Below are 21,551 nucleotides of genomic sequence, written 5' to 3'. Positions count from 1 at the left end.
GAAAGAAGTCACAATTTTTTCAAATGAAAAGTTCAGGAAAAAATGATATGATAGCCTTGATTGAATAAAAAGGAGGTACGTCATGACGACGCATCTACATATTACGTCTTGGGTATTAGCGTTTATTTTGTTTGGACTTGCTATGATGTTTTATAAGCAAGGGAAAAACAAGCCGGCAAAAATCCTACAAATGATTTTGAGACTCGATTATCTGTTGATTTTGTATTCTGGCGGAGATTTGATTATGTACTATTTCCAGCAAAGCTATATGCTCGGAGAGGTCATCGTCAAAGGATTGGCAGGAATTTGGGTGATTGCAGCGATGGAAATGATTGCTGTAAAATACAGTAAAGGAAAGCCGGTAATGGGGTTATGGGTTCAGTTTGCTATTGCCGTACTGATTGTTTTGGTTTTAGGTTTCGGCAGACTTCCATTCGGCCTTCACTTCATGTCTTAAGTCCGTAAAACACCGTCTCCTCGGATATTCCGGGGGGCGGTGTTTTTTGGTGGATTTGTTTCCATAGTAATTTCCAACTGAAAAAATAGGGAATGGCTGACTGAATAGTAGAGCCATACCTTTAGACACACTCTGGGCGTTTTTATCATAAGCATGTAGGAGGGCTAAAAGAAAGGGTGTGTTTTTGTATATGTGTGGAATCACAGGCTGGGTAGATTTTAAGCGTGACCTATCTGGAGAAATCACCACCATTCGCAAAATGGCTGGTTCCATCCAGCACCGGGGACCCGATGAGTACAATGAATGGTTTTCCAAGCATGCTGCGTTTGGCCACCAACGATTGATCGTTGTCGACCCTGAAGGGGGAAAGCAGCCGATGGAGTGCCGGCTTGGAGAAACAAACTTCATCATGGTTTACAATGGGGAACTTTATAATACGGAAGATTTGCGTTTGGAACTGCTTGAAAAAGGCTGGAGCTTTGCTTCTCATTCTGATACAGAGGTGTTATTGAAGAGTTACATGCAGTGGAGAGAAGCTTGCGTCGAAAAATTAAACGGGATTTTTGCTTTTGCCATTTGGGATTCGGAAAAGCAGCAGTTGTTTATGGCAAGAGACCGCCTTGGAGTAAAGCCTTTATTTTTTAAACAGCACGGAGAAGGGCTTTTGTTCGCTTCCGAGATTAAAGCATTACTTGCCCATCAGGAAGTAGAACCGGTGCTGGATCAGGAAGGATTGAGCGAAGTGCTTGCCCTTGGTCCTTCCCGGACTCCTGGACACGGGGTGTTCAAGGGAATCAACGAAATCCCCGCTGCCCATATCGGTGTTTTTAACCAGGATGGTTTTCAAACACATCGTTATTGGAACGTTGTCAGCAGGCAGCATGAAGACGATGTGGAAACAACGGCAGAGAAAATCAGATCCTTGTTGATTGATGCGGTCGAACGACAGCTGGTATCGGATGTATCGCTTGGTACGTTTTTGTCAGGCGGAGTAGATTCGAGTGCGATAACAGCTATTGCTGCCAACTATTTGAAGTCTAATGGGAAAGGGCCTCTCTCGACCTTTTCGATTGATTATCAGGACAATGATAAATATTTTAAACAAAGCTCTTTCCAGCCGAATAGCGATAAGAACTTTATCGGAAAGATGAGCACGTTTAGTTCTACGAATCATCATACATTTGTGATGGATAACGAGATATTGGCTGCTATGCTAAAGGAAGCGGTGGAACTGCGTGATTTACCCGGCATGGCTGATGTCGATTCATCGCTTTTGTGGTTTTGCCGGCAGACAAAGCAGGAAGTGACGGTTGCATTGTCCGGAGAATGTGCGGACGAAATTTTCGGTGGGTATCCATGGTTTTACCGTGAAGATGATTTAGCGCGTGAAGGGTTTCCGTGGATTCGTTCATCTGAAGTGCGCCGCTCTTTACTTACAACGGAATGGAAACAAAAACTGGACTTACAGGATTACATGTTGAAACGGTACCAGGAAACGATAGATGGCACTCCGCAGTTTGATGGGGACAGTCCCCTGGAAAAACAGCGCAGGCAAATGTTTTATCTGAACATGCATTGGTTCATGCCGACGCTGCTGGATAGAAAAGATCGGATGAGTATGGGGGCAAGCTTCGAAGCAAGAGTACCGTTCAGTGATCATCGTTTAGTAGAATATGTTTGGAATATCCCATGGGATATCAAGACATATAACGGAAGGGAGAAAGGGATTTTAAGAAAAGCATTAGAGGGATTGTTGCCGGAGGAAATCCTCTATCGGAAAAAGAGTCCTTATCCTAAAACCCATCATCCCGTCTACACGAAAGCAGTGGTTTCCTGGCTTGAGGAAATAAGCAGGGATTCGGATGCAAGGTTGTTCGAACTGTTTGATCGCAAAGCAATTGAAAAATTGATTCAAACAGAAGGAAAGCAAATAGAGGCGCCGTGGTTTGGTCAGCTAATGACCGGTCCGCAGCTACTGGCTCATCTTGGACAAATCGATCACTGGCTGCGTACTTATCAAATAACAATAGAATCCTAAACACAAAGAGCGCCTAAAGGGGGCGCTTTTTTGATGCAAATCGCGATGTAACTGCTTGAGCTGCGATGGCAAATGCGGAGAAGTCATGTAAGAGGGTTAACGCAGTTACCATCACCTTTTATATCGCTCTCTTCATTGAAAAATATTCCTCAATATGTTTTTAATATTAGAAGAGATCCTTAAGCTTACTTTACTTCATCGAAGGAGAAGACCATTATAGATTTTCAAGGATTACGTTTGTTTTGGCAAAATATATGGCCGCTTTATTGATTTTATTTGTCATACTAATGATACGTTGGGCGCACCATCATGAGAACGATCGAGAACGAACATATAATCATGCCCAACTCCTTATAAACCGCTCCTTTACCGATCCCCGTCTTCGTTTGTCGATTCCATTGGGTGGTCTATGGGACGGATGTTCATTTAGTAAAGAGAATCCTGGAAGAAGTGGCAAAAGAAGTGGAAATTGATTCGGAGTTTGTTTTAAACGAACCAGAGCCGTTCGTTAATTTTATCGGTTTCAGTGATTCTTCCCTTGATTTCGAATTATATGTTTGGATATCGAACCCTGAAACGAAAAGTGACTTGAACTTTCGCATTTATGATCAATTGAAAGAACAGGAGATTGAAATACCCTTTCCACAAAGAGATTTGCTTGTTCGCAGTATAGACGCTGATGTGGTAAGCAGAATCCGGGAATAGTCACAAAAATGTCGGTTGTCTCTATAAGCTGTCACGTTTACACTAAACAGTACTGGCGCCAATGAATTTGTTTTCTAAGACAGTTTGCGCCAGGCAGCTTTATTATCATCGAAATTAGCAGGGGCATCCAGGAAGAGCCCGTTAAAACAATAAGATATTGGAGGAACGGAACCGTGAAGAAGTTAATGGCAGCTGTAGCTGTATTGCCGTTTCTTCTTTTCTACTCACAATCAGTAACCGCTGTAGAACAAGAAGATGCACTGGCAGAAGAATCGATTTATTACATTATGGTAGACCGCTTTGTGAATGTGGATTTTGATAATGATGATAACATCAACATTGACGACCCGAACGCCCTACATGGAGGCGATGTGCAAGGAATTATTTCCAAGCTGGATGATTTAAAAGAGAAAGGATTTACTGCCATTAATATCAGTCCGCTGATGGAGAACCAAGATGAGGGGTATCATGGTTATTGGGTAACAGATTTTCAAGCGATGGAACAGCACGCGGGTAACTTGGAAACTGCTGTTGAACTGGTGGAGGAAGCACATCGGCGTGAAATGAAAGTGTTTATGGATTTCCCGGTAAATCATACCGCTTCCTCCCATCCTTGGCTTGATCAGAAGGAAAAGCAAGAGTGGTACATAGAGAGAGTGGATGGGCAGACGGAACAAGCAGAGGAGCTTCAAACCCCCTGGATTGATGGTTTGCCACAGCTGAATTTGCAGAATGAAGCAGTTATCCAGGCTTTGACGGAGGCAGGAAGATTTTGGTTGAATGAAACAGGGATGGACGGGTTTCGAATTGGGATTGAACCGGATACTCCTGCTGCATTTGTCGCAGAATTTTCGGAAGCGATGCGGGCGGAACGAGAGGGATTTTCGCTTTTGGCAGATTGGAAGAATGCCGATGATGAAGGGATAGAGCAATATCGGCAAGCAGGAGTGGATTTATTAATCGATTATCAGCAAGCTCAGAAACTTGGTCAAATTTTCCAAGCCCCGGGGAATGACCTGACAGCCCTGTCGGACGTGGAAGACACTGCAGCAAATGGCATGGTGCTTGACAGTCAACTGACGGCCCGCTTTACCAGAATGGCAGTGAATCAAGATCAAAATCCGGTAACCAGGTGGAAATTGGGATTGACTTATCTATACTTGGGACCGGGAACTCCTATTGTGTATCAAGGGTCAGAAGTAGCCATGGACAACGGAGTGAATAGACCTGACCACCGAACGGCCCAATTAAACAGCGGTGATGAGGAATTGAGCCAATATATTGAGCGTTTGTCAGCACTTCGTCAACAGTTTGTTCCATTTACCAAAGGGGACATGGAATTGGTCGGAAGCAACGGGGCAATGAGTTTGTTTAAACGCAGTTACGAAGGAGAAACGGTCTACTTTGCCATAAACAATGATACGAGCACAAAAGCAGTGACAATAGATGAGGTGGAACAAGGTAAACAACTGCGTGGCCTGCTTCATGATGAGACAGTGCGTGCAGATGCTGATAGCAAGTACAAAATCGGACTCGACCGAGAAACAGCTGAAGTTTATATCATCGAGGATGACAAGGGGATCAATTGGTTGTTTGTTTCCTTTATCTTGGTAGTGCTTGGCGGATTTGTATTAATGGTTATTTTGCTTAAAAAGAAACAAAAGACAAAGGCAGAATAGTTGAAATAAGGAAGCTGCTACGGTCTTATGACGGAGCAGCTTCCTTCCTATTAACCGCGAAGTTCTTGGAGGGGACTGACCCCGCTTTAAAAAAAGGTATCCAAAAAACGACACGCTTCGAGAAGGAAGCGTGCCGCCCTTTGATAGAACAATTATTGATAGTCATCGTTTAGGAAAAACAAGGCAAGGGTTCCCGGACCGGAATGGGCTCCGATTGCCGAACCGACCATTTCAATATGGATTTCTTCTGTATGGAAACGATCTTTTATCATTTCAGCCAGCTGCTCGGCACTTGCGAGGTCATCACCATGGCTAATGCCAATTGGTTGGTTTTGCAAATTCGTGCCGCGTTCTTCCATTACGTCGACCATTCGTTTCAATACCCGTTTAGAACCACGGATTTTCTCCAATGGTATTAGTTTGCCGTCTTCGACATGCAAAAGTGGTTTGATTTTTAATAGTGAACCGACAAATGCTGCCGTTTTACTAACCCGGCCGCCACGATATAAATACTCCAGATCATCTACTGTAAAGATGTGCTCCATGTGATTGGCGTGATACGTGGCTACTTCTATAACCTCAGAAAGGTTTGCCCCCTCCTGTGCGAGCTGTGCGGCACGCAGGACAACCAATCCGTGGCCGAGCGACGCACAATGGGTATCGATTGCCTCTACTTCCCAATCAGGATAATCTTCTTTGACTTCCTGCATAGCCATTCTTCCTGCATTATATGTACCGGAAAGTTCTGAGGAAAAAGCAAGATAAAGGCATGGTTGGTTTTGTTTTGCGTAGTTTTCGAATGCTTCGCGGAACTTATGGGGACTAACCTGGGATGTTTTAGGTGCTTTCCCGCCGCGCATCGCATCATACACAGCTTTTGCAGAAATTGTCCTAGCGTCTTCAAAGTTTTTATTGTCGAGTTCGACAGTCAGTGATACCATATCAATGTTGTATTTTTCATAATGGCTTTGCGAAAGGTCGCACGCAGAGTCGGTGATAATTTTTACATTCATGTTTTCCACCCTCGATTCAGATCAATTTTATTGCGGATAAAAAGGTTTCAGCGAAGAAACCATCGGTTGAATGTGCCTGTGAAGCAGCATCCATTTTGCAATGAAATAAATAAGTGCAGTTTACATATAGTGTAAGCTTCCCAATATGGATAGTCAAAACTTTTTTGTGCTTCAACAGGATTTCGCGGTGGTAAATACCATACTGCCGATTATCCGCACGTTTAGCTGGGTATGGAAAAGAGAAGCTTATTTTTGCTACATATGGAAACGATAAGAACACTTGTAGGAAAAAAGAGCCGGATTATGGTGATAAGGAGAAACAATAAAAAAGTTGATTTATTATGGGAGCTGCCACTCCTGCAGGAAGGCAGGGAGGCATTGACCGGGATACAAGAAGGAGGCAGTTATGTTTTTCATTGAAGCGAGAAGAATTTTTATTGTAATGGTGGGGGCATTGTTGAATGCGATAGCACTAAATTTTTTCCTGATTGCTGCGAATGTGTACGCCAGCGGCTTTACAGGAATCGCCCAGCTTATATCAAGTATTTTTCACGATTTTTTCAATATAACAGGAGTTAGTACTGGTATCATATTATTTATTTTAAATATACCGGTTGCCATTTTAGGATGGTACAAAGTTGGGAAAGGTTTTACGATTTACAGTGTAATCTCGGTCATATTCACCACGGTTTTTCTTGAACTGCTACCAATCCGTTCGTTATCCGAAGACATTATTTTAAATGCTGTTTTTGGAGGTGTCATCGGAGGTATCGGGGTTGGAATGACGTTGAAATGGGGTGCTTCCACTGGGGGCCTCGATATCGTGGCAATGGTTTTGTCACGGATGAAAGACAAACCAATCGGCAACTTCTTTATGATTATCAACAGTGGCATCATTATTATTGCGGGCCTATTATATGAAGCGGAGAATGCTTTATATACGCTGCTGACATTATATGTTACGACAAGGGTAATCGATGCTCTCCATACCCGTCACGAAAAAGTGACAGCGATGATCGTCACTCGAAAAGCTGAAGAGCTGCAAAAGGCGATACATGACAAAATGATTCGCGGGATTACGATTTTGCCTGCTCGAGGGGCCTATACACGGGAAGACAAAGATATGATGGTGCTTGTCATCACCAGGTATGAGCTGTACGATTTGGAGCGAATTATTTCAGAAGTAGATCCACAAGCATTCACGAATGTTGTGCAGACGACTGGAATATTCGGTTTCTTTCGGCGGAACGATTAATACAAAGCAGTTGTCACTAATATAGCGGTGACTCGCATAAAGAGGGAGGAGGGTTCGAGAGGCAAGGTGTGTTCCCGGAAAAGCTTTACTTGCCTTGCTTCCCAGAGGACCTGGAACCTTTCATTTACAAAAGAGAGCTGCCAAGTAAGTTTATACCTACTTGGACAGCTCTTTTTTTAATTAGATAGTGCTGGTGAAAAACTTAATAGCCGTATTCGTTTAAAATGGCTTCTACTTGCTCGGTGAGCTGTTCCCACTCGGCGTCAAATTTCTTGTTGACGGTGATGAAGTTCTGGAACCCGAAAACATTGTCGACTCCATCCAATTCCATCAGATCGTTCAGTACCTGATGCTCACTTGTCTGGCCAGCCATCACGGACACACTGTTATTCCCTTCAAAGATCATGGAATCCGTAGTGAATTTCATTGCATTCGGATTAGGCGTAGCTTCCGCTCGTACACTCATGCTTAGTCCTCCTATGTAACACAGATTTATGTCCATAATAGCAGAATTTTGTTATTTGCAAAAGGGAGGAAAGGGAAGTGTAACCTCTCTTCAATATTTCCTGGGTAATAATAATCGATTTTTGTCGGCTCTAACGTTCTTCTGCAAAATGGTTAAAAAGGCGGCACCCGGTTGGGGCCGCCTTTTCAGGTTATTGCATTTGGTTATGACGATTAAGCTGCTCTTCTAATTGTTGAAGTTGTTCTTGTTCTTCAGGAGAAGCGCTTGTATAGGCAGATTGGATCGCATTACGAGCTGCTTGTTTATCCTGTTCGCTAATATTCTGGCCGCCATTTGTCATGTTGGTTAAACGGTTCATAGCATTTCTAGCTTGCTCCATGAAATTGTTTGCCATCGTTAAAAACCTCCCAGAGTATGTTGGTCTGCTTGTTCCTCTTTACGCTCCACATCGGTAAAGCGCTCCCGATAGGGGAAACGTTCATCGTGTCTTTTTACCGAATCGGCCCCTTGTTGCGTAAATCGCTTTGACTTGCTTTTTTTGCTCATTTCCATTCCCCCTGATAGAAATGTCTGCGGAAAACCTGTGATCCAGGCAACAAACTCTTTATTGCAACATTGGCGCCGGAATACCAATAAAAAAGCCTGAACGCTGCTGCGTTCAAGCTTAGTATCGACTTATGCGGGAAAAGAATGACTTGAAAATGATGCCATACGAAAAAAGGATTATCTGGCACTCGTGCTTTTCGTCCCAAGCTGAAGGTATTCTTCCAAGAAACTACCGATTCCATCTGCTTCATTAGTATCCGCTACATAGTTTGCCAATTCTTTTAATTCATCGATGCCGTTTCCCATTGCAACTCCGACGCCGGCATATTCAATCATTTCCAGATCGTTGTCTTCGTCTCCAAAAGCAATGATTCGCGACTGCGGAATATCATAATAATGGGCGATTTTGTCCAGGCCAACGGCTTTATTTAAGCCTTTGCGCACAATTTCAATCACATGCCAAGGCGCGCCCCATTTACGGTGCTCGATTACGGCAGCGTGTTTGTCATCCAAATGGGATCGAAGCGCTTGGATATGGTCCTCCTGGGGGTGGATCAACAGAGAAGTCGGGTCCTCATCCAAGGTGTTTTTCAAACTGCCGACGGTGACAGGATTGGCCTGATCGGTATGGAAAATTTCCATTAATTCTTCATCATACTGATCAAGGAATACATCGTCCCCCACTTCGGCCATGATATTGTTAACCTCCAAGTCGTAACACGTTTGGATGATTGCCTTTGCTGTCCTGTTCGGAAGTGGAGAATGGACAGCATCCCATTTATCATCTAACGGATGGTGAATCAGAGCGCCGTTAAAATTGACCATAGGAGTGTCCAGTTGGAGTTCATGGTAATAATCAATACTGGCACGGTGTGGTCTGCCTGTGGAGATTACTACAATATGTCCTGCTTGCTTTGCCTGCATGATGACATTTTTGTTTTTTTCACTAATTACCTTGTTGTCGGTTAGTAAGGTTCCATCCAGGTCCAATGCTATCAAGTGCTGGTTGGTTTTCATTTATAATATCACCTCTTATGTAAGTATAGTTTATCGGTGAACAGGTTATCTGTAAAGAATGGGTTAAATTTACTGTTTGTTTTGCATGTTTAGGACGTAACGATTATCATGGAATTATAAACATACCATTCATGAGAGGATAAGAAGACATGATCACCGTAAGCAGAGAAAAATGGAATGAAATACCGCTTCTAGTTGTTGTCGATGCAGAAAAAAGCGGCGAACCGCTGCCAGTACTTACATATTTCCACGGTTATACCAGTGCGAAAGAACATAATCTGCCACTTGCATATTTGCTCGCGGAAAAAGGTTACCGGGTCATTCTTCCGGACAGCATGCTCCATGGAGACAGGGCAGAGGATCTGTCAACTAATGAAATGAATGTCCGCTTCTTTGATATTGTTGGGCAGAACATCAAGGACTTACAGATGATCAAGGACACCCTCGAAGAAAAGAATATGCTACTTAATGGTCGGTTTGGCCTTGCCGGTACCAGCATGGGTGGGATTACCACTGCAGCTGCTTTGACGCAGTATCCATGGATTAAAGCATCTGCTATATTGATGGGATCACCAAAAATAACCGACTATGCCCAAGCTTTGGTTGACCAAATGAAAAGCAGCTCTGACTTTATGATGACAGACGAAGAAGTTAATGCTGTTTATCGCCAGCTTGAGCCAATAGATTTGTCGAAGCAACAGGATAAATTATATGAACGGCCTTTGTTTTTTTGGCATGGCGAAGCAGATCCCGTCGTCCCATTTGATCATGCTTACAGTTTTTACAAGGAAGTCGTTCCTTATTATAAAAATCCGGAAAGCATCCGATTTTTACGTGAGGTCGGCCGTGGGCATAAAGTAAGCAGGTTTGCTATACTGGAGACGGTCAAATGGTTTGAAATGCAATTGTAGTGGATCAGCAAGGATTATCATTTAAAAAATGTCGGATATGTGTTTATAATAAGAAGAACCAATATCAAGGAGGTTTGTATCATGGAGGAAGCGTTGCAGGAAAACTTGATGGGTGCCCTTGAGAACGTTATTGACCCGGAACTCGGGATAGATATTGTGAATTTAGGCTTAGTATATGGTGTCGATTTAGACGAAAACGGAGTGGCGACAGTGACTATGACATTGACTGCAATGGGCTGCCCGCTGGCTGGCCATATTGAACAAGATGTTAAATTTGTGATGAGCGACATTCCAGAAGTTAAGGAAACCAATGTTAACATCGTTTGGAATCCGCCTTGGTCGAAAGACCGGATGTCCAGATATGCCAAAATCGCTCTCGGCATTCCAGATTAATAATGGTTAAAACCCCTTGCACGTCGCAAGGCCACTGAAAAACTGAAGTTTAATGATAGGTAGAATTTTAAAAAAGCGGTCAGGGCGGAAATTAATTTCCACACTGACCGCTTTTCGTCTAATTTTTAAAGGTTTGTGCCCTCTATTCCCTCATTAGTTCAACAATTCGTTTTACGTTTGCCGTGAAAATCGCCATCGCACCTTGAATGCGCATGACTTCGAGACTCGAAGACCCCAAACGGGAATCAGGATCTGGTGATTCTTGTAGTTCCAGTTGGTCAACGGCAATCGTCTCTTTAAGTAAGTTCACCGGTTCTTTGATTTTGGGGATAAAGACGAGCTTTGGTTCTTTTTCAATGACTTCGACAAGGCGTTCTGGATAGTCTAACTCAGCTTCAAGCGTATCTACAGTTGGTTTCTCTGGAAACTTTTGCTTCATCGATTCATCGACGGAATAAATCATTTTTCGGACGTTTCGGAACGATTGCGCAATACTTATTGAGGAGATGTCTGATTGTATCGAGCTTAGGTGTACGTCGCATCAAGAATAAGAGACTTCGATTGAATCATGCCTTTTTCAAGAGCGACCTCCACCGTTTTCCAATCAGGAGATCTAAAAGGTTTGTGTCTTTAAGACGTTTGCGACGGAAGTGTGCTAATAAGCTGGGGTCAATGACGTCATTTTCTGGAGCCATTGCAAGGAAATACTTGAAGGACATGTCGACCTGAGCTCGTTCCACGAGACCCACATCAGACAACGTATAAATGTTTTTCAGGAGAAGGTATTTGAACATACGAATGGGATGAACAACGTTCCGTCCTTTGTCATGACAGTATTTGTCCTTCCGTTCGTCATAAACGAAGGAAAAATCGATAAGCTCATTCATTTCCCGAGGAAGTTGATCCTTAGTGACCACTATATCGTAGAGGCCTTCATACTGAGTTAAACTCATGGATAATTGACGGTCTAACATCGAATCTCTCCCTTTTATGTATTCCTTGTACAAGAAAAAAGATTGTGATTTTCTTTTTTTAAACAAAGAAAATCAACTCTTTTTAGATTGGCTCTTGGAAATTCCACGATGAGCGAGCGGCGGTGACGCCTGCGGGAACAGCGCGAGCCTCAGCTAACTTGGTCAAGTGATCTTCTTGACCAAGTTAGCTGAGGCCGTGCCCGCGGCAAGCATCCACCGACAAGCGATTCGCGGAATCAACAACGAGCGTTGACAGCCACTTTAGATAAAAAGGACTTTTTCAGTGGCCTCGCAAAATCGCGAAGGGTTTTTTAACGGGATCGCACCATGGCCATTCCTCCCGCCGGACAAGGAAGACTGCGGCAGCGATACATCGTACAATGGTAATCGGTTTGTATTTTCGAGGCGTCTTCGGTATTTCCTTCGCAAGGAACAGCTTCTATTTCTCAGAGAATACTGCCAAGGAAAGCTTTGACTTATAAAAAAAGCTGTCCGCATGGTAACATGCTGGACAGCCTATTTTTATCTGAGAAACAAAAATGCCAGGATTCCGACGATAAAACAATAAAAGGAAAAGTATTTTAAATTTCCTTTTGCCATGATATTCATAAACCATCGTAAAGAATAATAAGTGGCCACAATGGAAGCCATAAACGCAAGCAAATAAGGGATGAATAGGGTGCTGAACTGCTCGTCGCTTATTATATCCTCTACACCGAGTAAAAGCGTTCCGAGACTTACCGGGATATAAAGCAAAAACGAATACCGAAGCGCGGTTTCTTTATGCATGCCAAGCAGCATGGCCGCCACGATTGTGGCACCGGACCGGCTTATTCCCGGTATAAGCGCGACCGCCTGAGCAAAACCGACGATAATCGCATCTTTGAACGAAATCTCACCATCGTTTTTATAACCTTTTATATTTCGAATGATCCACAAGGCAATTCCTGTTACGATCAAGGTAATGCCAACCATCTGTGGTATGCTGAAGACCCGTTCAATTTGATCCTCGAACAAAATTCCAATGACGCCTGCCGGAACAGTGCCGACAATCAAGTACAAAATAAAATTAAAATCATCCCGTGTGTCCGGTTGTTTGGTGAACAAATAACGAAAACCGTTTTGAATTAAACGGAGAATGTCATTTTTGTAGATAAGCAATACGGCAATCAACGAACCGGCATTGACCAAAATTTCGAAAGACAGGCCGTGTATATCCAATTGAAATAAGTTTCTCAGCAGGACGAGATGTCCGCTTGAGGAAATCGGTATTGGTTCTGTAAATCCTTGAAACAATCCTAAAACGATATATTTGACTAAAATCCAGAAATCATTGGCAAACTCCATGTTTTTCCTCCCAATTTTCTATAGCGATACTTTTAACTAAGATATTTTCGTTGTTGTTTTTAATCGAGAATACTCCTGTCACACACCCAATCTTTTCTGAATAGGCTAAAGTGTGAAGGAGGTAGTAAGAATGAACAGGCCGCACAGCCACCACCATATATATGAGCTATGCAAATCACATATGAATTCCTATGTCCTTGCTGAATTGAACGATGGGACAAAAGTGGACGGAATCGTCGTCGATTTGGATGAAGATTTTGTCTATCTGGCGGTTCCGGTACAGACAGCTATCCAAGAGCATTACACAGGCTATGGAAACGATCGGCAGTTTGGGTATTACCCAGGCTATGGTTATCCTGGTTACGGTTACCCCGGATACGGTTACGGATATGGGCCAGGCCGTTTTCAACGCTTAATCCTGCCATTGACAGCACTAGTCGCTCTAAGTGCATTACCTTGGTTTTAAAAATTTTCGAATAATAAACCCTTGCCGACGACTCCTTGTGGGCAAGGGTTTCCAAATTGGCAGCAGAAGCAGCCTATTCTGTTTCTTCCTTCAAGGCACCGCCTAAAAGAAAAATTGCTACAGAAAAAATCACTGTTAACACAAGCACCTGATCGAATGGGAGAGATTCAGCTCCACCCATGCTTGATAATACATACGAAATCAAAAAGCTAAGTAAAAATGACCAGATAACTGTCCAAAGATAACGCAATCATTTCACCTCATTTTTAACACATTCTAATCTTAAGTTTAGCACGAGCCTGTTTAAAAATAAATATAAAAAATTTTAATTTTAAGTTCAAATCTGTGGTTTTATGGAATCAAGGATCCATCAACATGCATGGGGGCATCGCTATATAAATAAAATGATCATAAAATAATCCATCTATTCTGAGTAATAGTTGAAAAAAAGGAAAAGAGGTGGGCGGCATATGTATTTGATTTTGCCATGTTTTGACTGGATTGGCTTTCATCTATGTCAGAAGCTATTGCAACGAGGGGATGAGGTGATCGGCATCGGGGAACCGGTAACTGCCAAACAAGATAACTTTTGGGCATTTCTTGCCCGGAACAGCTCTTTTCATTTATATGGAACAATCGAGGAGTTTAAAGACAGTCAGAGAAGAAAGTCTTTGGCCGCTGTAATTGAATTGGATGGCGGGACAAAAACAGCCGGACTGAACGCCAATCATTTCATTTTAAGCAGGAAAAAGCAGGACCGCTTGAACTCGGATGAATGCTTTCATATTGAACTACCGATGCTATATGGTGAATGGATGCCGAGATCGCAGAACAGTTTTCCCGGACAGGATGGCGGGACGGTCCTTTTCAATTCAGAAGAATTCCGTACGGAAGCTGTCTATATCGAAGATTTTTGTGAGGAGTTGCTGCCACTGTTGGAGGAAGAGCAGAATCAGCCCCTTATCATTTGTCCAGCCGGTAAAGAACAAGAGCTTGGAAAAGCTGCCGCTAAGATTATTCCCGTCATCCCAAGAAAGGAGCAGGAGCAAAGGATGAAAAGGCTGGATGAGCATTATGAAAAATATCAGCCTTTTTATTAATGTAATCAGAATGTAATAATTTGAAGCGTTTACGGGCTCGCGGTTAAACGGTAGAATAGTACTAGAGATTACTGACCGATTGGGAGTGCACACGGTGAATAATAGATACGGTTTTGTTCCGCTTGTCATCCTGACTGGTCTCTGTTTCCTTTTGGTTTCCGGCTGTTCTACCCTCGGTGGAGGAGAAATAAACAGGGTTGGCATGCTGGTAGAAAACACCATTCATGATCAGGCGTGGGGGAATAAAGGATATCAGGGACTTTTAAAAATCAAAGAAGAATATGATGTGGACGTTTATTTTAAAGAGGGCATTCAAACACAGCAGGATGTCAATCGTGCTGTCGAGGAATTCTCGAATCAGGGAATTAATTTGATCTTTGGCCACAGCAGTAGTTATGGGAAAATGTTCGATGAAATCAATGAAGCATACCCAGATATTCATTTCGTCTACTTTAATGGGGGATATACTGGCGATAATTTGACTTCAGTCAATTTTAATTCCCATGCCATGGGGTTCTTCAGCGGGATGGTCGCCGGGAAAATGACTTCCACCAACAATGTCGGTTTGATCGGTGCTTTTGAATGGCAGCCGGAAATCGAGGGCTTTTATGAAGGAGTCAATTACGAAAATCCTGACGCCTATGTACATATGAATTTTGTCAACAGCTGGGACGATAGTGAAAGTGCGTTGGGAATGCTGGATCAAATGGCCGATAAAGATGTCGATGTTTTTTATCCGACAGGAGATCAATTCAGTGTACAGGTGATTAATGAAGTTAGGGAAAGAGGGCTATATGCGATCGGTTATGTTACAGATCAATCCGACCTGGGCGAACGAACGGTTTTGACTAGCACCGTTCAGCATGTAGATGATGTTTACTTACAAACGGCAAAGAAATTTAATGAAGGCGATCTGACAGGGGATGTGGAAACGTACGACTATCAGGAAGGCGGGATCACCATGGGCGAATTCAGCTCCGAAGTCCCGGAAAGCTTTGTCGAGGAGATAAATGAAGCGATTGACCGCTATAAAGAAACCGGTCTTTTGCCAAATGAGAAATAGGAACCATGGAGATCATAGGTAGAGGCTGCCGAATTGCTGGACAAGCAGGCAGTCTTTTTATTTTGGTCAACGTTCGCGAGCTGTTCCAAATACGAACAAAGAGCGTCCGTTAAGGACGGACGCAGCCTTTCGGCGGATGGCTGTTATTTTTTGAATTGTTTAATCAATCCGGATATCTCTTTCACATAAGGGGATAATTGCTGATAAGTTTCCATCATGGTCTGCGCTGTACCAAACAAATCAAAGGATTCTGCTTCTGCAGCTTTGTTCACGGGGGTTCCAGGCTCTTTTCTTGCTTGGGAAGACCTACGTGGGCCGAACATCATTTCATCAAAGCGGCTGAATCCAGGACCGCTGCTGTTTTGGTTTCTTTCAGCCATATTTCTCACCTCCACTTTTAGTTTATGGAAAAGGGGGCTGTAACGAGAAGGCTTCCATCCCGGATAGACCGGAATAGTCAGTGAAAAACTTGAATAAAATATACAAATCAATTAAAATTAGTACCAAGTCTTAATAATTGATAGTAAACTCTGATGGATGAGGAGAGGAAATATATGAGGGCAGGTATTACAGGTACCGGGCACTATGTACCGGAAAAAGTTCTGACCAATTTTGATCTGGAAAAAATGGTCGATACTACGGACGAATGGATCCGGACAAGAACCGGCATTGAAGAGAGAAGAATTGCTGAAGATGATATGGATACTTCTGAAATGGCTTATAGAGCTGCTGTCAATGCGATGGAAGATGCCGGCATCACTGCGAAAGATCTTGATATGATTATGGTGGCGACAGTAACGCCTGACACGCCGTTTCCTTCCGTAGCCTGCATGCTGCAGGATAGACTGGGTGCTAATAAGGTGGCAGCGATGGATTTGAGTGCCGCATGCTCAGGTTTTATGTACGGCATGGTAACAGCTAAGCAGTTTATCGATACCGGCGTTTATAAAAACATTCTTATTGTCGGAGTGGAAAAACTGTCGAAAATCACTGACTGGACGGACCGTAACACTAGCGTCTTGTTTGGCGACGGTGCCGGAGCAGCTGTTATCGGGGAAGTCAGCGATGACCGTGGCATTTTATCATTTGAATTGGGTGCTGACGGTTCAGGCGGTAAATATTTGTACCAGGATAAGGATTACTTGAGCATGAACGGCCGTGAGGTGTTTAAGTTCGCGGTACGTCAGATGCCGGAGTCATCTGTGAATGTAGTTGAAAAGGCCGGGTACCAACGAGAAGACGTAGATTATTTAATTCCTCATCAGGCAAACATCCGAATCATGGAAGCAGCACGCGAAAAACTCGGTATCCCAGAAGAAAAAATGGCGACATCTGTAAAAAAATACGGAAATACCTCGGCAGCATCGATTCCGATTGCTTTGTCTGAAGGCGTAAAAAACGGTAAAATAAAGGAAGATGATTTGGTCGTACTCGTCGGTTTCGGCGGAGGACTCACATGGGGTGCGGTTGCATTTAAATATGGAAGATAATTATAGTCACGGGATAGTGAAGGAGGAGCAAAAAAATGGAAAATAGACGTGTAGTTATCACTGGACTGGGAGCTGTCAGCCCTGTCGGTAATGATGTCGATACGATGTGGGGGAACATTATAGAAGGAAAATCCGGAATCGATTTAGTGACAAAAGTGGATAAAGACGATTTTCCAGCAAAAGTTGCCGGTGAGGTGAAGGATTGGGATCCGGTCAATTATATGGAGAAAAAAGAAGCTAAGCGGATGGACTTGTTTACGCAATACGCTGTCGGTGCAGCGAAAATGGCGGTCAAGGATGCCAACTTGGATATTACAGAAGAACTTGCACCACGTGTCGGTGTCTGGGTCGGATCCGGTATTGGCGGCATGAAGACATACGAAGAACAATTTGAAAAATTTCAGGAAAAAGGATATCGCAGGGTCAGTCCGTTCTTTGTGCCAATGCTTATTCCGGACATGGCCGCAGGTCAGATCTCGATTCAGTTAGGTGCAAAAGGCATCAATTCTTGTACGGTAACGGCTTGTGCATCTGGAACCAATTCTATTGGAGACGCCTACAAAGTAATTCAACGCGGAGATGCTGATGTCATGATCACTGGCGGGGCAGAAGCACCGCTTACGAAAATGGCTTTCGCTGGTTTCTCGACTGCAAAAGCTTTAACATTCAATGAGGATCCGAAAACAGCGAGCCGTCCGTTCGACAAAAACCGTGACGGATTTGTCATGGGTGAAGGAGCGGGAGTACTTGTTATTGAAACATTGGAATCTGCTAAACAGCGCGGGGCGAAAATCTATGGCGAGATAGTTGGTTACGGCTCGGCTGGAGATGCTTATCATATTACTTCCCCTGCTCCGGAAGGGGAAGGTGCTGTCCGTTCAATGAATCAGGCAATAAGCGATGCAGGCATTGAGGCTTCTGATATTGCCTATATCAATGCTCATGGAACGAGTACAGAACTAAACGATCCATTTGAAACGAAAGCAATCAAACAAGTCTTCGGTGAACACTCCAAGGAATTAGCTGTTTCATCAACCAAGTCAATGACTGGTCACCTGTTAGGAGCTGCTGGCGCAATAGAAGCAATTATTTCTGTTAAGTCCATCAATGAGAGCATTCTGCCACCAACGATCAATTTGGAAACACCAGACCCAGAATGTGATCTTGATTATGTTCCTAATCAAGCGAGACAGAAGGAATATGAATATGCTTTGAGTAACTCGCTTGGCTTCGGCGGACATAATGCGACACTTATTTTCAAAAAATACCAGGATGCATAAAACTTTTTAAAAACCTTATTCCCTCAATGGGGAATAAGGTTTTTTTATGCGAAAAAAATATCAGCTGTTTTTGCATGACGAACCGAAAGTCTTACCAAAACTTACGGGTATTAGAACTGCCTGTCCTACATACATATGAATTAATGAACAAGGTGGACAGGCAGGAGGGAGTTTCTTGGTTTTTCTTACATTGTTTCTGGTGGGTTTCGGATTGGCTGTTTCGGGCGGGGTTACGTTGATCCTCTACTTGAATTTTATTCCTGCAGGTCTTTCCTGGATTGATTACTTTTTATTTGCCGTGGGCAGGCTGGAATGTTACTTTCTCCCGCTCGGGCTGCTGCTGATCATCATTGCGATCTATAAGTATCCTGGATAATTACCTGTTAATTATTAGGTTAGTTAGAATAAATATTCCTTTATTGGCCATAATGTATCTTAAACAATTCAGAAATATATTGTACGGTTCACACTTTCCGGCCATGCCGACTAGCGGTACAGGATAAGATAACAAACAGCATGAAGGAATGCCGGCAGGCTTGAGATGGCCGCAATTTTCTAACGATCCAATTAATAAAGCGGGGGTTCGACATGTTGTATTTACACGACGTATGGGTGAATTGGTTTGAAGGCGAAGAAAACGGCTATAACGTTTGTGCATTCCATGAATGGAGAAAAGAAGACGGCATTGAACTGCTTGACCAAGTTCCTGTTCTTTATATTGATGACATGCTGTATCATTATATTGAAAATGATTTGCAGGATTTGCCGAAAAGCATGCTTGAAGCAGTATATCAACGCGCCTATTTGCGAAAAAACCAGGAACGGATTCCGCTGGAATATGCATGTGTTATTACAAACGGACAATCCATTCTGGCAATCGACACGATGGGCTACCACTTACCAGTAAGAAAGAGCAGGTTGATTCCTAGACAAGAACGGCTTGTTTACGACTTGATTGATGGAACGAGCAGACTCGAATTTTCGTTCTCACCAGAGCAAAAGGAAAAGGAGTACCATATTTTATCCCTGCCTCCTGATTCGGTGCTCGGTTTAACACGGAAGGAAAGGCAACTCAAGCAGTTGCTGATGATGGCTCTTGATCAGTTGGAGGGTACCAAAAACCTGTCAGAAGTCCGGTATTGGCTGACAGAATGGAATCCCGAACGATATTCACAAATCAGGCAAATGGATTTCGAGGAAGCGTGGAAGGCCTTATATGAAGGAGTTAGCGCTGGGTGGAGCAGTTCCCATGAGGAACTTTGCGCAAAGCTGATAAAAGGACAACCTTTTTTTGAAAAAATGTATGAGCTGGAACAGAATCAGGAACAGCAAAATACGTATAAACGGATGCTTTAAATAAAAGAGAGACCGGAAGAATCTGCCGGTCTCTCTTTTGATTTGTAACAAGCCCAGTTGGCGGAACCCTGCAGAGGATGACAACCTTTTCTTCGGGGTTCCGTTACACCAATAGTTTACTGCATTATTTATTAGGTTTCTTTTTGACTCTGCCAAGGCCCATTGCTTTTTTAGCTTTTGCAAGCATCTTATTTGCTGTTCGTCCTGCTTTGTCTGCTCCATTGTCTAGAATATCGTCAAGCTCTTGTGACTCAATCAGCTGGTAATAACGTTCCTGAATCGGCTTGAGAACAGAAATGACTGCTTCAGCTGTATCCTGTTTGAATTCGCCGTATCCCTTGCCATCATACTTGGCTTCCAGTTCAGCGATGGAAATACCGGTACAGCTTGCGTGGATTGCCAGCAGATTGGAAATGCCTGGCTTGTTCTCCTTGTCAAAAGTCACAATTCCTTCTGAATCGGTAACGGCACTTTTGATCTTTTTCTCGATTTTTTTCTCATCGTCCAGCATGAAAATGGAAGCTTTTTGATTCGTATCCGATTTGCTCATTTTTTTGGTCGGCTCTTGTAAGGACATGATTCTGGCACCTGTTTTTGGGATGCTTATTTCCGGTACGGTGAAAATGTCGTTGAATTTATTATTGAATCGTTGAGCTAAATTACGGGTCAGCTCCAAATGCTGTTTTTGGTCATCGCCCACTGGGACGATATCTGTTTTGTAAAGCAGGATATCGGCAGCCATCAGCGGCGGATACGTCAGTAAGGATGAAGATACTGCTTCTTTCCCGGACGATTTGTCCTTGAATTGTGTCATCCGTTCCAGTTCACCGATATAACTGATAGACTGCAGCATCCATCCCAGCTGAGTATGGGCTGCCACTTCCGATTGAATGAACAATGTCGATTTCTCCGGATCAATTCCCGATGCCAAATAAAGAGCCGCCAGGGAACGGATATTTTCCCGCAGCTTTAATCGGTCTTGCGGAACGGTAATCGCATGTTCATCGACAATGCAAAAATAACAACTGTTTTCGTCCTGCAAATCGACAAAATGCTTCATTGCTCCAAGATAGTTGCCAAGTGTTAATGTTCCACTCGGCTGGATTCCCGAAAATATAGTTTTCAATTAACTCACCTCTTCATAGTGTTACGGCGTGATAAGGGAAGGTATCAAGCAGGAATTGAGCACAAAAAAAGCTCATTCTGCCTTCTTTCGAAGGGACGAATGAACCGCGGTGCCACCCTAATTATCTCCATAAAGAGATCGCTCAATTGCTAAAGCTCCCTGTAACGCCGGAGACGCGGTGATTAACAAATAACGATGCCAATCACAGCTCAAAAGCCCAATTCCATTGTTCCTTGGTATCTGTTTGCACCAACCACAGATTCTCTGAAAACCAGCGGGAAAATGTACCTCATCTTTTTCATCGCCTGCTATCTAATTTGTACTTGAAGTATATAAAAAATCCCATTGTATTGCAAGTTTTACAGGGCAGCATAGAACCAAGCGAGGAAAATCAGCATCAAAACAAGTAAACAGATCCCCTGGAAACAGACCGCTTTAACAAAAGCAATGCTGACTTTCTCGGAAGGCATTGCTTTCGTTTCTGATAAGTAATCTCTTTGTTTCGATTTACGCTCTAAGGCTTTGATGAATCCATAGGTAACTCCGTCAAAAAATCCTCCGTGCAGTACCCATAAAAATAAGCCGACAAACAGCCAGCATCCGCCAAAGTAAAACAAGATATTGATCAGGTACTCCAAGTGCAATCCAGGAGCAGTGAGAAGGAAAACAAGCAGGCAGACAGAAAGGTTTATTCCTAGCAGGGCCCATTTATTTTGAAGAATCTTCATACATACACCAACTTTTCCATAGATATGAAGTATTATAGCATGATTGGACAAACGGTAAAATAATTCATATGAAAGGAAATCAACCGCAGGAAACAAAACATTACCATTTATCGACTTGATGTGGTTTCGTACCAACATGAA

26 protein-coding genes and 1 other annotated feature are annotated in these 21,551 nt (G+C 43.2%); of the genes, 14 read left to right on the top strand and 12 right to left on the bottom strand.

Translation table 11 applies throughout. The features are described from left to right. The first annotated feature begins 82 nt into the window (after nucleotides 1-82). The 4 genes from BN1067_RS19100 (at nucleotide 83) to BN1067_RS19085 (ending at nucleotide 4,879) form a co-directional block, all read left to right on the top strand. Nucleotides 83-457 (top strand): YisL family protein, encoded by a 375-nt coding sequence (locus BN1067_RS19100; RefSeq protein ID WP_053220385.1) that lies wholly within the window; start codon nucleotides 83-85, stop codon nucleotides 455-457. A gap of 190 nt (nucleotides 458-647) precedes the next feature. Next, on the top strand, nucleotides 648-2,495 hold the full coding sequence (gene asnB / locus BN1067_RS19095; RefSeq protein ID WP_053220384.1) for an asparagine synthase (glutamine-hydrolyzing): 1,848 nt from the start codon (nucleotides 648-650) through the stop codon (nucleotides 2,493-2,495). A 402-nt stretch (nucleotides 2,496-2,897) separates the two neighbouring features. After that, nucleotides 2,898-3,200, top strand: a complete 303-nt coding sequence (locus BN1067_RS19090; protein WP_199868572.1) for a mechanosensitive ion channel domain-containing protein — start codon at nucleotides 2,898-2,900, stop codon at nucleotides 3,198-3,200. A gap of 173 nt (nucleotides 3,201-3,373) precedes the next feature. Next, nucleotides 3,374-4,879, top strand: a complete 1,506-nt coding sequence (locus tag BN1067_RS19085) for an alpha-amylase family glycosyl hydrolase (RefSeq protein ID WP_053220382.1) — start codon at nucleotides 3,374-3,376, stop codon at nucleotides 4,877-4,879. A gap of 152 nt (nucleotides 4,880-5,031) precedes the next feature. Here BN1067_RS19085 and BN1067_RS19080 read toward each other — a convergent pair whose 3' ends face one another. After that, nucleotides 5,032-5,892, bottom strand: a complete 861-nt coding sequence (locus BN1067_RS19080) for a DegV family protein (protein ID WP_053220381.1) — start codon at nucleotides 5,890-5,892, stop codon at nucleotides 5,032-5,034. A 406-nt stretch (nucleotides 5,893-6,298) separates the two neighbouring features. Between BN1067_RS19080 and BN1067_RS19075 the strand changes: the two genes are divergently transcribed. After that, on the top strand, nucleotides 6,299-7,147 hold the full coding sequence (locus tag BN1067_RS19075; RefSeq protein WP_053220380.1) for a YitT family protein: 849 nt from the start codon (nucleotides 6,299-6,301) through the stop codon (nucleotides 7,145-7,147). A gap of 202 nt (nucleotides 7,148-7,349) precedes the next feature. Here the strand turns inward: BN1067_RS19075 and BN1067_RS19070 are convergent, their stop codons facing one another. The 4 genes from BN1067_RS19070 to BN1067_RS19060 form a co-directional block, all read right to left on the bottom strand. Beyond that, nucleotides 7,350-7,613: a NifU N-terminal domain-containing protein gene (locus BN1067_RS19070; RefSeq protein ID WP_053220379.1), complete on the bottom strand. Its 264-nt coding sequence runs from the start codon at nucleotides 7,611-7,613 to the stop codon at nucleotides 7,350-7,352. Between the two features lie 190 nt (nucleotides 7,614-7,803). Beyond that, the gene (locus BN1067_RS19065) at nucleotides 7,804-8,007 is read right to left on the bottom strand and encodes a DUF3813 family protein (protein WP_053220378.1); all 204 of its coding nucleotides are present in this window, start codon (nucleotides 8,005-8,007) and stop codon (nucleotides 7,804-7,806) included. Between the two features lie 2 nt (nucleotides 8,008-8,009). After that, complete coding sequence (locus BN1067_RS20020; RefSeq protein ID WP_199868571.1) at nucleotides 8,010-8,159, bottom strand: hypothetical protein; 150 nt, start codon at nucleotides 8,157-8,159, stop codon at nucleotides 8,010-8,012. Between the two features lie 177 nt (nucleotides 8,160-8,336). Continuing rightward, on the bottom strand, nucleotides 8,337-9,176 hold the full coding sequence (locus BN1067_RS19060; protein WP_053220377.1) for a Cof-type HAD-IIB family hydrolase: 840 nt from the start codon (nucleotides 9,174-9,176) through the stop codon (nucleotides 8,337-8,339). Between the two features lie 149 nt (nucleotides 9,177-9,325). On the opposite strand from BN1067_RS19060, the gene BN1067_RS19055 reads away from it, so the two are divergent. Both BN1067_RS19055 and BN1067_RS19050 read left to right on the top strand, forming a co-directional pair. Next, complete coding sequence (locus BN1067_RS19055) at nucleotides 9,326-10,087, top strand: alpha/beta fold hydrolase (protein ID WP_053220376.1); 762 nt, start codon at nucleotides 9,326-9,328, stop codon at nucleotides 10,085-10,087. An 81-nt stretch (nucleotides 10,088-10,168) separates the two neighbouring features. Beyond that, the gene (locus tag BN1067_RS19050; RefSeq protein ID WP_053220375.1) at nucleotides 10,169-10,480 is read left to right on the top strand and encodes a metal-sulfur cluster assembly factor; all 312 of its coding nucleotides are present in this window, start codon (nucleotides 10,169-10,171) and stop codon (nucleotides 10,478-10,480) included. A gap of 142 nt (nucleotides 10,481-10,622) precedes the next feature. Here BN1067_RS19050 and BN1067_RS19045 read toward each other — a convergent pair whose 3' ends face one another. The 3 genes from BN1067_RS19045 to BN1067_RS19035 form a co-directional block, all read right to left on the bottom strand. Beyond that, entirely contained in the window at nucleotides 10,623-10,943 is a 321-nt protein-coding gene (locus tag BN1067_RS19045; RefSeq protein WP_053220374.1) for a hypothetical protein, read from the bottom strand. A 103-nt stretch (nucleotides 10,944-11,046) separates the two neighbouring features. Beyond that, on the bottom strand, nucleotides 11,047-11,454 hold the full coding sequence (locus tag BN1067_RS19040) for a transposase (protein WP_110943586.1): 408 nt from the start codon (nucleotides 11,452-11,454) through the stop codon (nucleotides 11,047-11,049). Nucleotides 11,455-11,976: 522 nt separating this feature from the next. Further along, on the bottom strand, nucleotides 11,977-12,801 hold the full coding sequence (locus BN1067_RS19035; RefSeq protein ID WP_053220373.1) for an undecaprenyl-diphosphate phosphatase: 825 nt from the start codon (nucleotides 12,799-12,801) through the stop codon (nucleotides 11,977-11,979). A 130-nt stretch (nucleotides 12,802-12,931) separates the two neighbouring features. Here BN1067_RS19035 and BN1067_RS19030 point away from each other — a divergent pair, with 130 nt between their 5' ends. Beyond that, a complete protein-coding gene (locus BN1067_RS19030; RefSeq protein ID WP_053220372.1) occupies nucleotides 12,932-13,267 on the top strand; it encodes a hypothetical protein in 336 nt (111 codons plus the stop codon). A gap of 73 nt (nucleotides 13,268-13,340) precedes the next feature. Here the strand turns inward: BN1067_RS19030 and BN1067_RS19025 are convergent, their stop codons facing one another. Beyond that, nucleotides 13,341-13,517 (bottom strand): DUF2929 family protein, encoded by a 177-nt coding sequence (locus BN1067_RS19025; protein WP_110943585.1) that lies wholly within the window; start codon nucleotides 13,515-13,517, stop codon nucleotides 13,341-13,343. Between the two features lie 220 nt (nucleotides 13,518-13,737). On the opposite strand from BN1067_RS19025, the gene BN1067_RS19020 reads away from it, so the two are divergent. Beyond that, nucleotides 13,738-14,367, top strand: a complete 630-nt coding sequence (locus BN1067_RS19020; RefSeq protein WP_053220371.1) for a hypothetical protein — start codon at nucleotides 13,738-13,740, stop codon at nucleotides 14,365-14,367. Between the two features lie 94 nt (nucleotides 14,368-14,461). Then, nucleotides 14,462-15,430, top strand: a complete 969-nt coding sequence (locus tag BN1067_RS19015) for a BMP family ABC transporter substrate-binding protein (protein WP_234400735.1) — start codon at nucleotides 14,462-14,464, stop codon at nucleotides 15,428-15,430. Between the two features lie 143 nt (nucleotides 15,431-15,573). On the opposite strand, the gene BN1067_RS19010 is transcribed toward BN1067_RS19015, so the two are convergent. Continuing rightward, a complete protein-coding gene (locus BN1067_RS19010) occupies nucleotides 15,574-15,810 on the bottom strand; it encodes a hypothetical protein (protein WP_053220370.1) in 237 nt (78 codons plus the stop codon). Between the two features lie 174 nt (nucleotides 15,811-15,984). Here BN1067_RS19010 and BN1067_RS19005 point away from each other — a divergent pair, with 174 nt between their 5' ends. The 4 genes from BN1067_RS19005 (at nucleotide 15,985) to BN1067_RS18990 (ending at nucleotide 19,556) form a co-directional block, all read left to right on the top strand. Next, nucleotides 15,985-16,920: a beta-ketoacyl-ACP synthase III gene (locus BN1067_RS19005; RefSeq protein WP_053220369.1), complete on the top strand. Its 936-nt coding sequence runs from the start codon at nucleotides 15,985-15,987 to the stop codon at nucleotides 16,918-16,920. Nucleotides 16,921-16,955: 35 nt separating this feature from the next. After that, entirely contained in the window at nucleotides 16,956-18,200 is a 1,245-nt protein-coding gene (gene fabF, locus BN1067_RS19000) for a beta-ketoacyl-ACP synthase II (protein ID WP_053220368.1), read from the top strand. Nucleotides 18,201-18,375: 175 nt separating this feature from the next. Then, nucleotides 18,376-18,576, top strand: a complete 201-nt coding sequence (locus BN1067_RS18995; protein ID WP_053220367.1) for a hypothetical protein — start codon at nucleotides 18,376-18,378, stop codon at nucleotides 18,574-18,576. Nucleotides 18,577-18,788: 212 nt separating this feature from the next. Beyond that, nucleotides 18,789-19,556, top strand: a complete 768-nt coding sequence (locus BN1067_RS18990; protein ID WP_053220366.1) for a YjbA family protein — start codon at nucleotides 18,789-18,791, stop codon at nucleotides 19,554-19,556. A 124-nt stretch (nucleotides 19,557-19,680) separates the two neighbouring features. Here BN1067_RS18990 and trpS read toward each other — a convergent pair whose 3' ends face one another. Both trpS and BN1067_RS18980 read right to left on the bottom strand, forming a co-directional pair. After that, nucleotides 19,681-20,682 (bottom strand): tryptophan--tRNA ligase, encoded by a 1,002-nt coding sequence (trpS, locus tag BN1067_RS18985; RefSeq protein ID WP_053220365.1) that lies wholly within the window; start codon nucleotides 20,680-20,682, stop codon nucleotides 19,681-19,683. A gap of 88 nt (nucleotides 20,683-20,770) precedes the next feature. Continuing rightward, nucleotides 20,771-20,993 (bottom strand) — a binding site (T-box leader). Nucleotides 20,994-21,041: 48 nt separating this feature from the next. Then, nucleotides 21,042-21,410 carry a DUF3899 domain-containing protein gene (locus tag BN1067_RS18980; protein WP_199868570.1) on the bottom strand — a complete coding sequence of 123 codons (369 nt, stop codon included), beginning with the start codon at nucleotides 21,408-21,410 and terminating at the stop codon, nucleotides 21,042-21,044. Nucleotides 21,411-21,551: the final 141 nt, after the last annotated feature.

The organism is Virgibacillus senegalensis (assembly GCF_000821245.2).
Lineage (GTDB): Bacteria > Bacillota > Bacilli > Bacillales > Amphibacillaceae > Sediminibacillus > Sediminibacillus senegalensis.
This window is presented reverse-complemented; position numbering and strand designations above follow the sequence as displayed.

Bases quoted from the DNA above. Each gene is read 5' to 3' on its own strand.
- BN1067_RS19100 (WP_053220385.1), top strand. From the start codon at position 83: ATGACGACGCATCTACATATTACGTCTTGGGTATTAGCGTTTATTTTG.
- asnB (WP_053220384.1), top strand. From the start codon at position 648: ATGTGTGGAATCACAGGCTGGGTAGATTTTAAGCGTGACCTATCTGGA.
- BN1067_RS19080 (WP_053220381.1), bottom strand. From the start codon at position 5,892: ATGAATGTAAAAATTATCACCGACTCTGCGTGCGACCTTTCGCAAAGC.
- BN1067_RS19075 (WP_053220380.1), top strand. From the start codon at position 6,299: ATGTTTTTCATTGAAGCGAGAAGAATTTTTATTGTAATGGTGGGGGCA.
- BN1067_RS19070 (WP_053220379.1), bottom strand. From the start codon at position 7,613: ATGAGTGTACGAGCGGAAGCTACGCCTAATCCGAATGCAATGAAATTC.
- BN1067_RS19065 (WP_053220378.1), bottom strand. From the start codon at position 8,007: ATGGCAAACAATTTCATGGAGCAAGCTAGAAATGCTATGAACCGTTTA.
- BN1067_RS20020 (WP_199868571.1), bottom strand. From the start codon at position 8,159: ATGAGCAAAAAAAGCAAGTCAAAGCGATTTACGCAACAAGGGGCCGAT.
- BN1067_RS19060 (WP_053220377.1), bottom strand. From the start codon at position 9,176: ATGAAAACCAACCAGCACTTGATAGCATTGGACCTGGATGGAACCTTA.
- BN1067_RS19055 (WP_053220376.1), top strand. From the start codon at position 9,326: ATGATCACCGTAAGCAGAGAAAAATGGAATGAAATACCGCTTCTAGTT.
- BN1067_RS19050 (WP_053220375.1), top strand. From the start codon at position 10,169: ATGGAGGAAGCGTTGCAGGAAAACTTGATGGGTGCCCTTGAGAACGTT.
- BN1067_RS19045 (WP_053220374.1), bottom strand. From the start codon at position 10,943: ATGATTTATTCCGTCGATGAATCGATGAAGCAAAAGTTTCCAGAGAAA.
- BN1067_RS19040 (WP_110943586.1), bottom strand. From the start codon at position 11,454: ATGTTAGACCGTCAATTATCCATGAGTTTAACTCAGTATGAAGGCCTC.
- BN1067_RS19035 (WP_053220373.1), bottom strand. From the start codon at position 12,801: ATGGAGTTTGCCAATGATTTCTGGATTTTAGTCAAATATATCGTTTTA.
- BN1067_RS19030 (WP_053220372.1), top strand. From the start codon at position 12,932: ATGAACAGGCCGCACAGCCACCACCATATATATGAGCTATGCAAATCA.
- BN1067_RS19020 (WP_053220371.1), top strand. From the start codon at position 13,738: ATGTATTTGATTTTGCCATGTTTTGACTGGATTGGCTTTCATCTATGT.
- BN1067_RS19010 (WP_053220370.1), bottom strand. From the start codon at position 15,810: ATGGCTGAAAGAAACCAAAACAGCAGCGGTCCTGGATTCAGCCGCTTT.
- BN1067_RS19005 (WP_053220369.1), top strand. From the start codon at position 15,985: ATGAGGGCAGGTATTACAGGTACCGGGCACTATGTACCGGAAAAAGTT.
- fabF (WP_053220368.1), top strand. From the start codon at position 16,956: ATGGAAAATAGACGTGTAGTTATCACTGGACTGGGAGCTGTCAGCCCT.
- BN1067_RS18990 (WP_053220366.1), top strand. From the start codon at position 18,789: ATGTTGTATTTACACGACGTATGGGTGAATTGGTTTGAAGGCGAAGAA.
- BN1067_RS18980 (WP_199868570.1), bottom strand. From the start codon at position 21,410: ATGAAGATTCTTCAAAATAAATGGGCCCTGCTAGGAATAAACCTTTCT.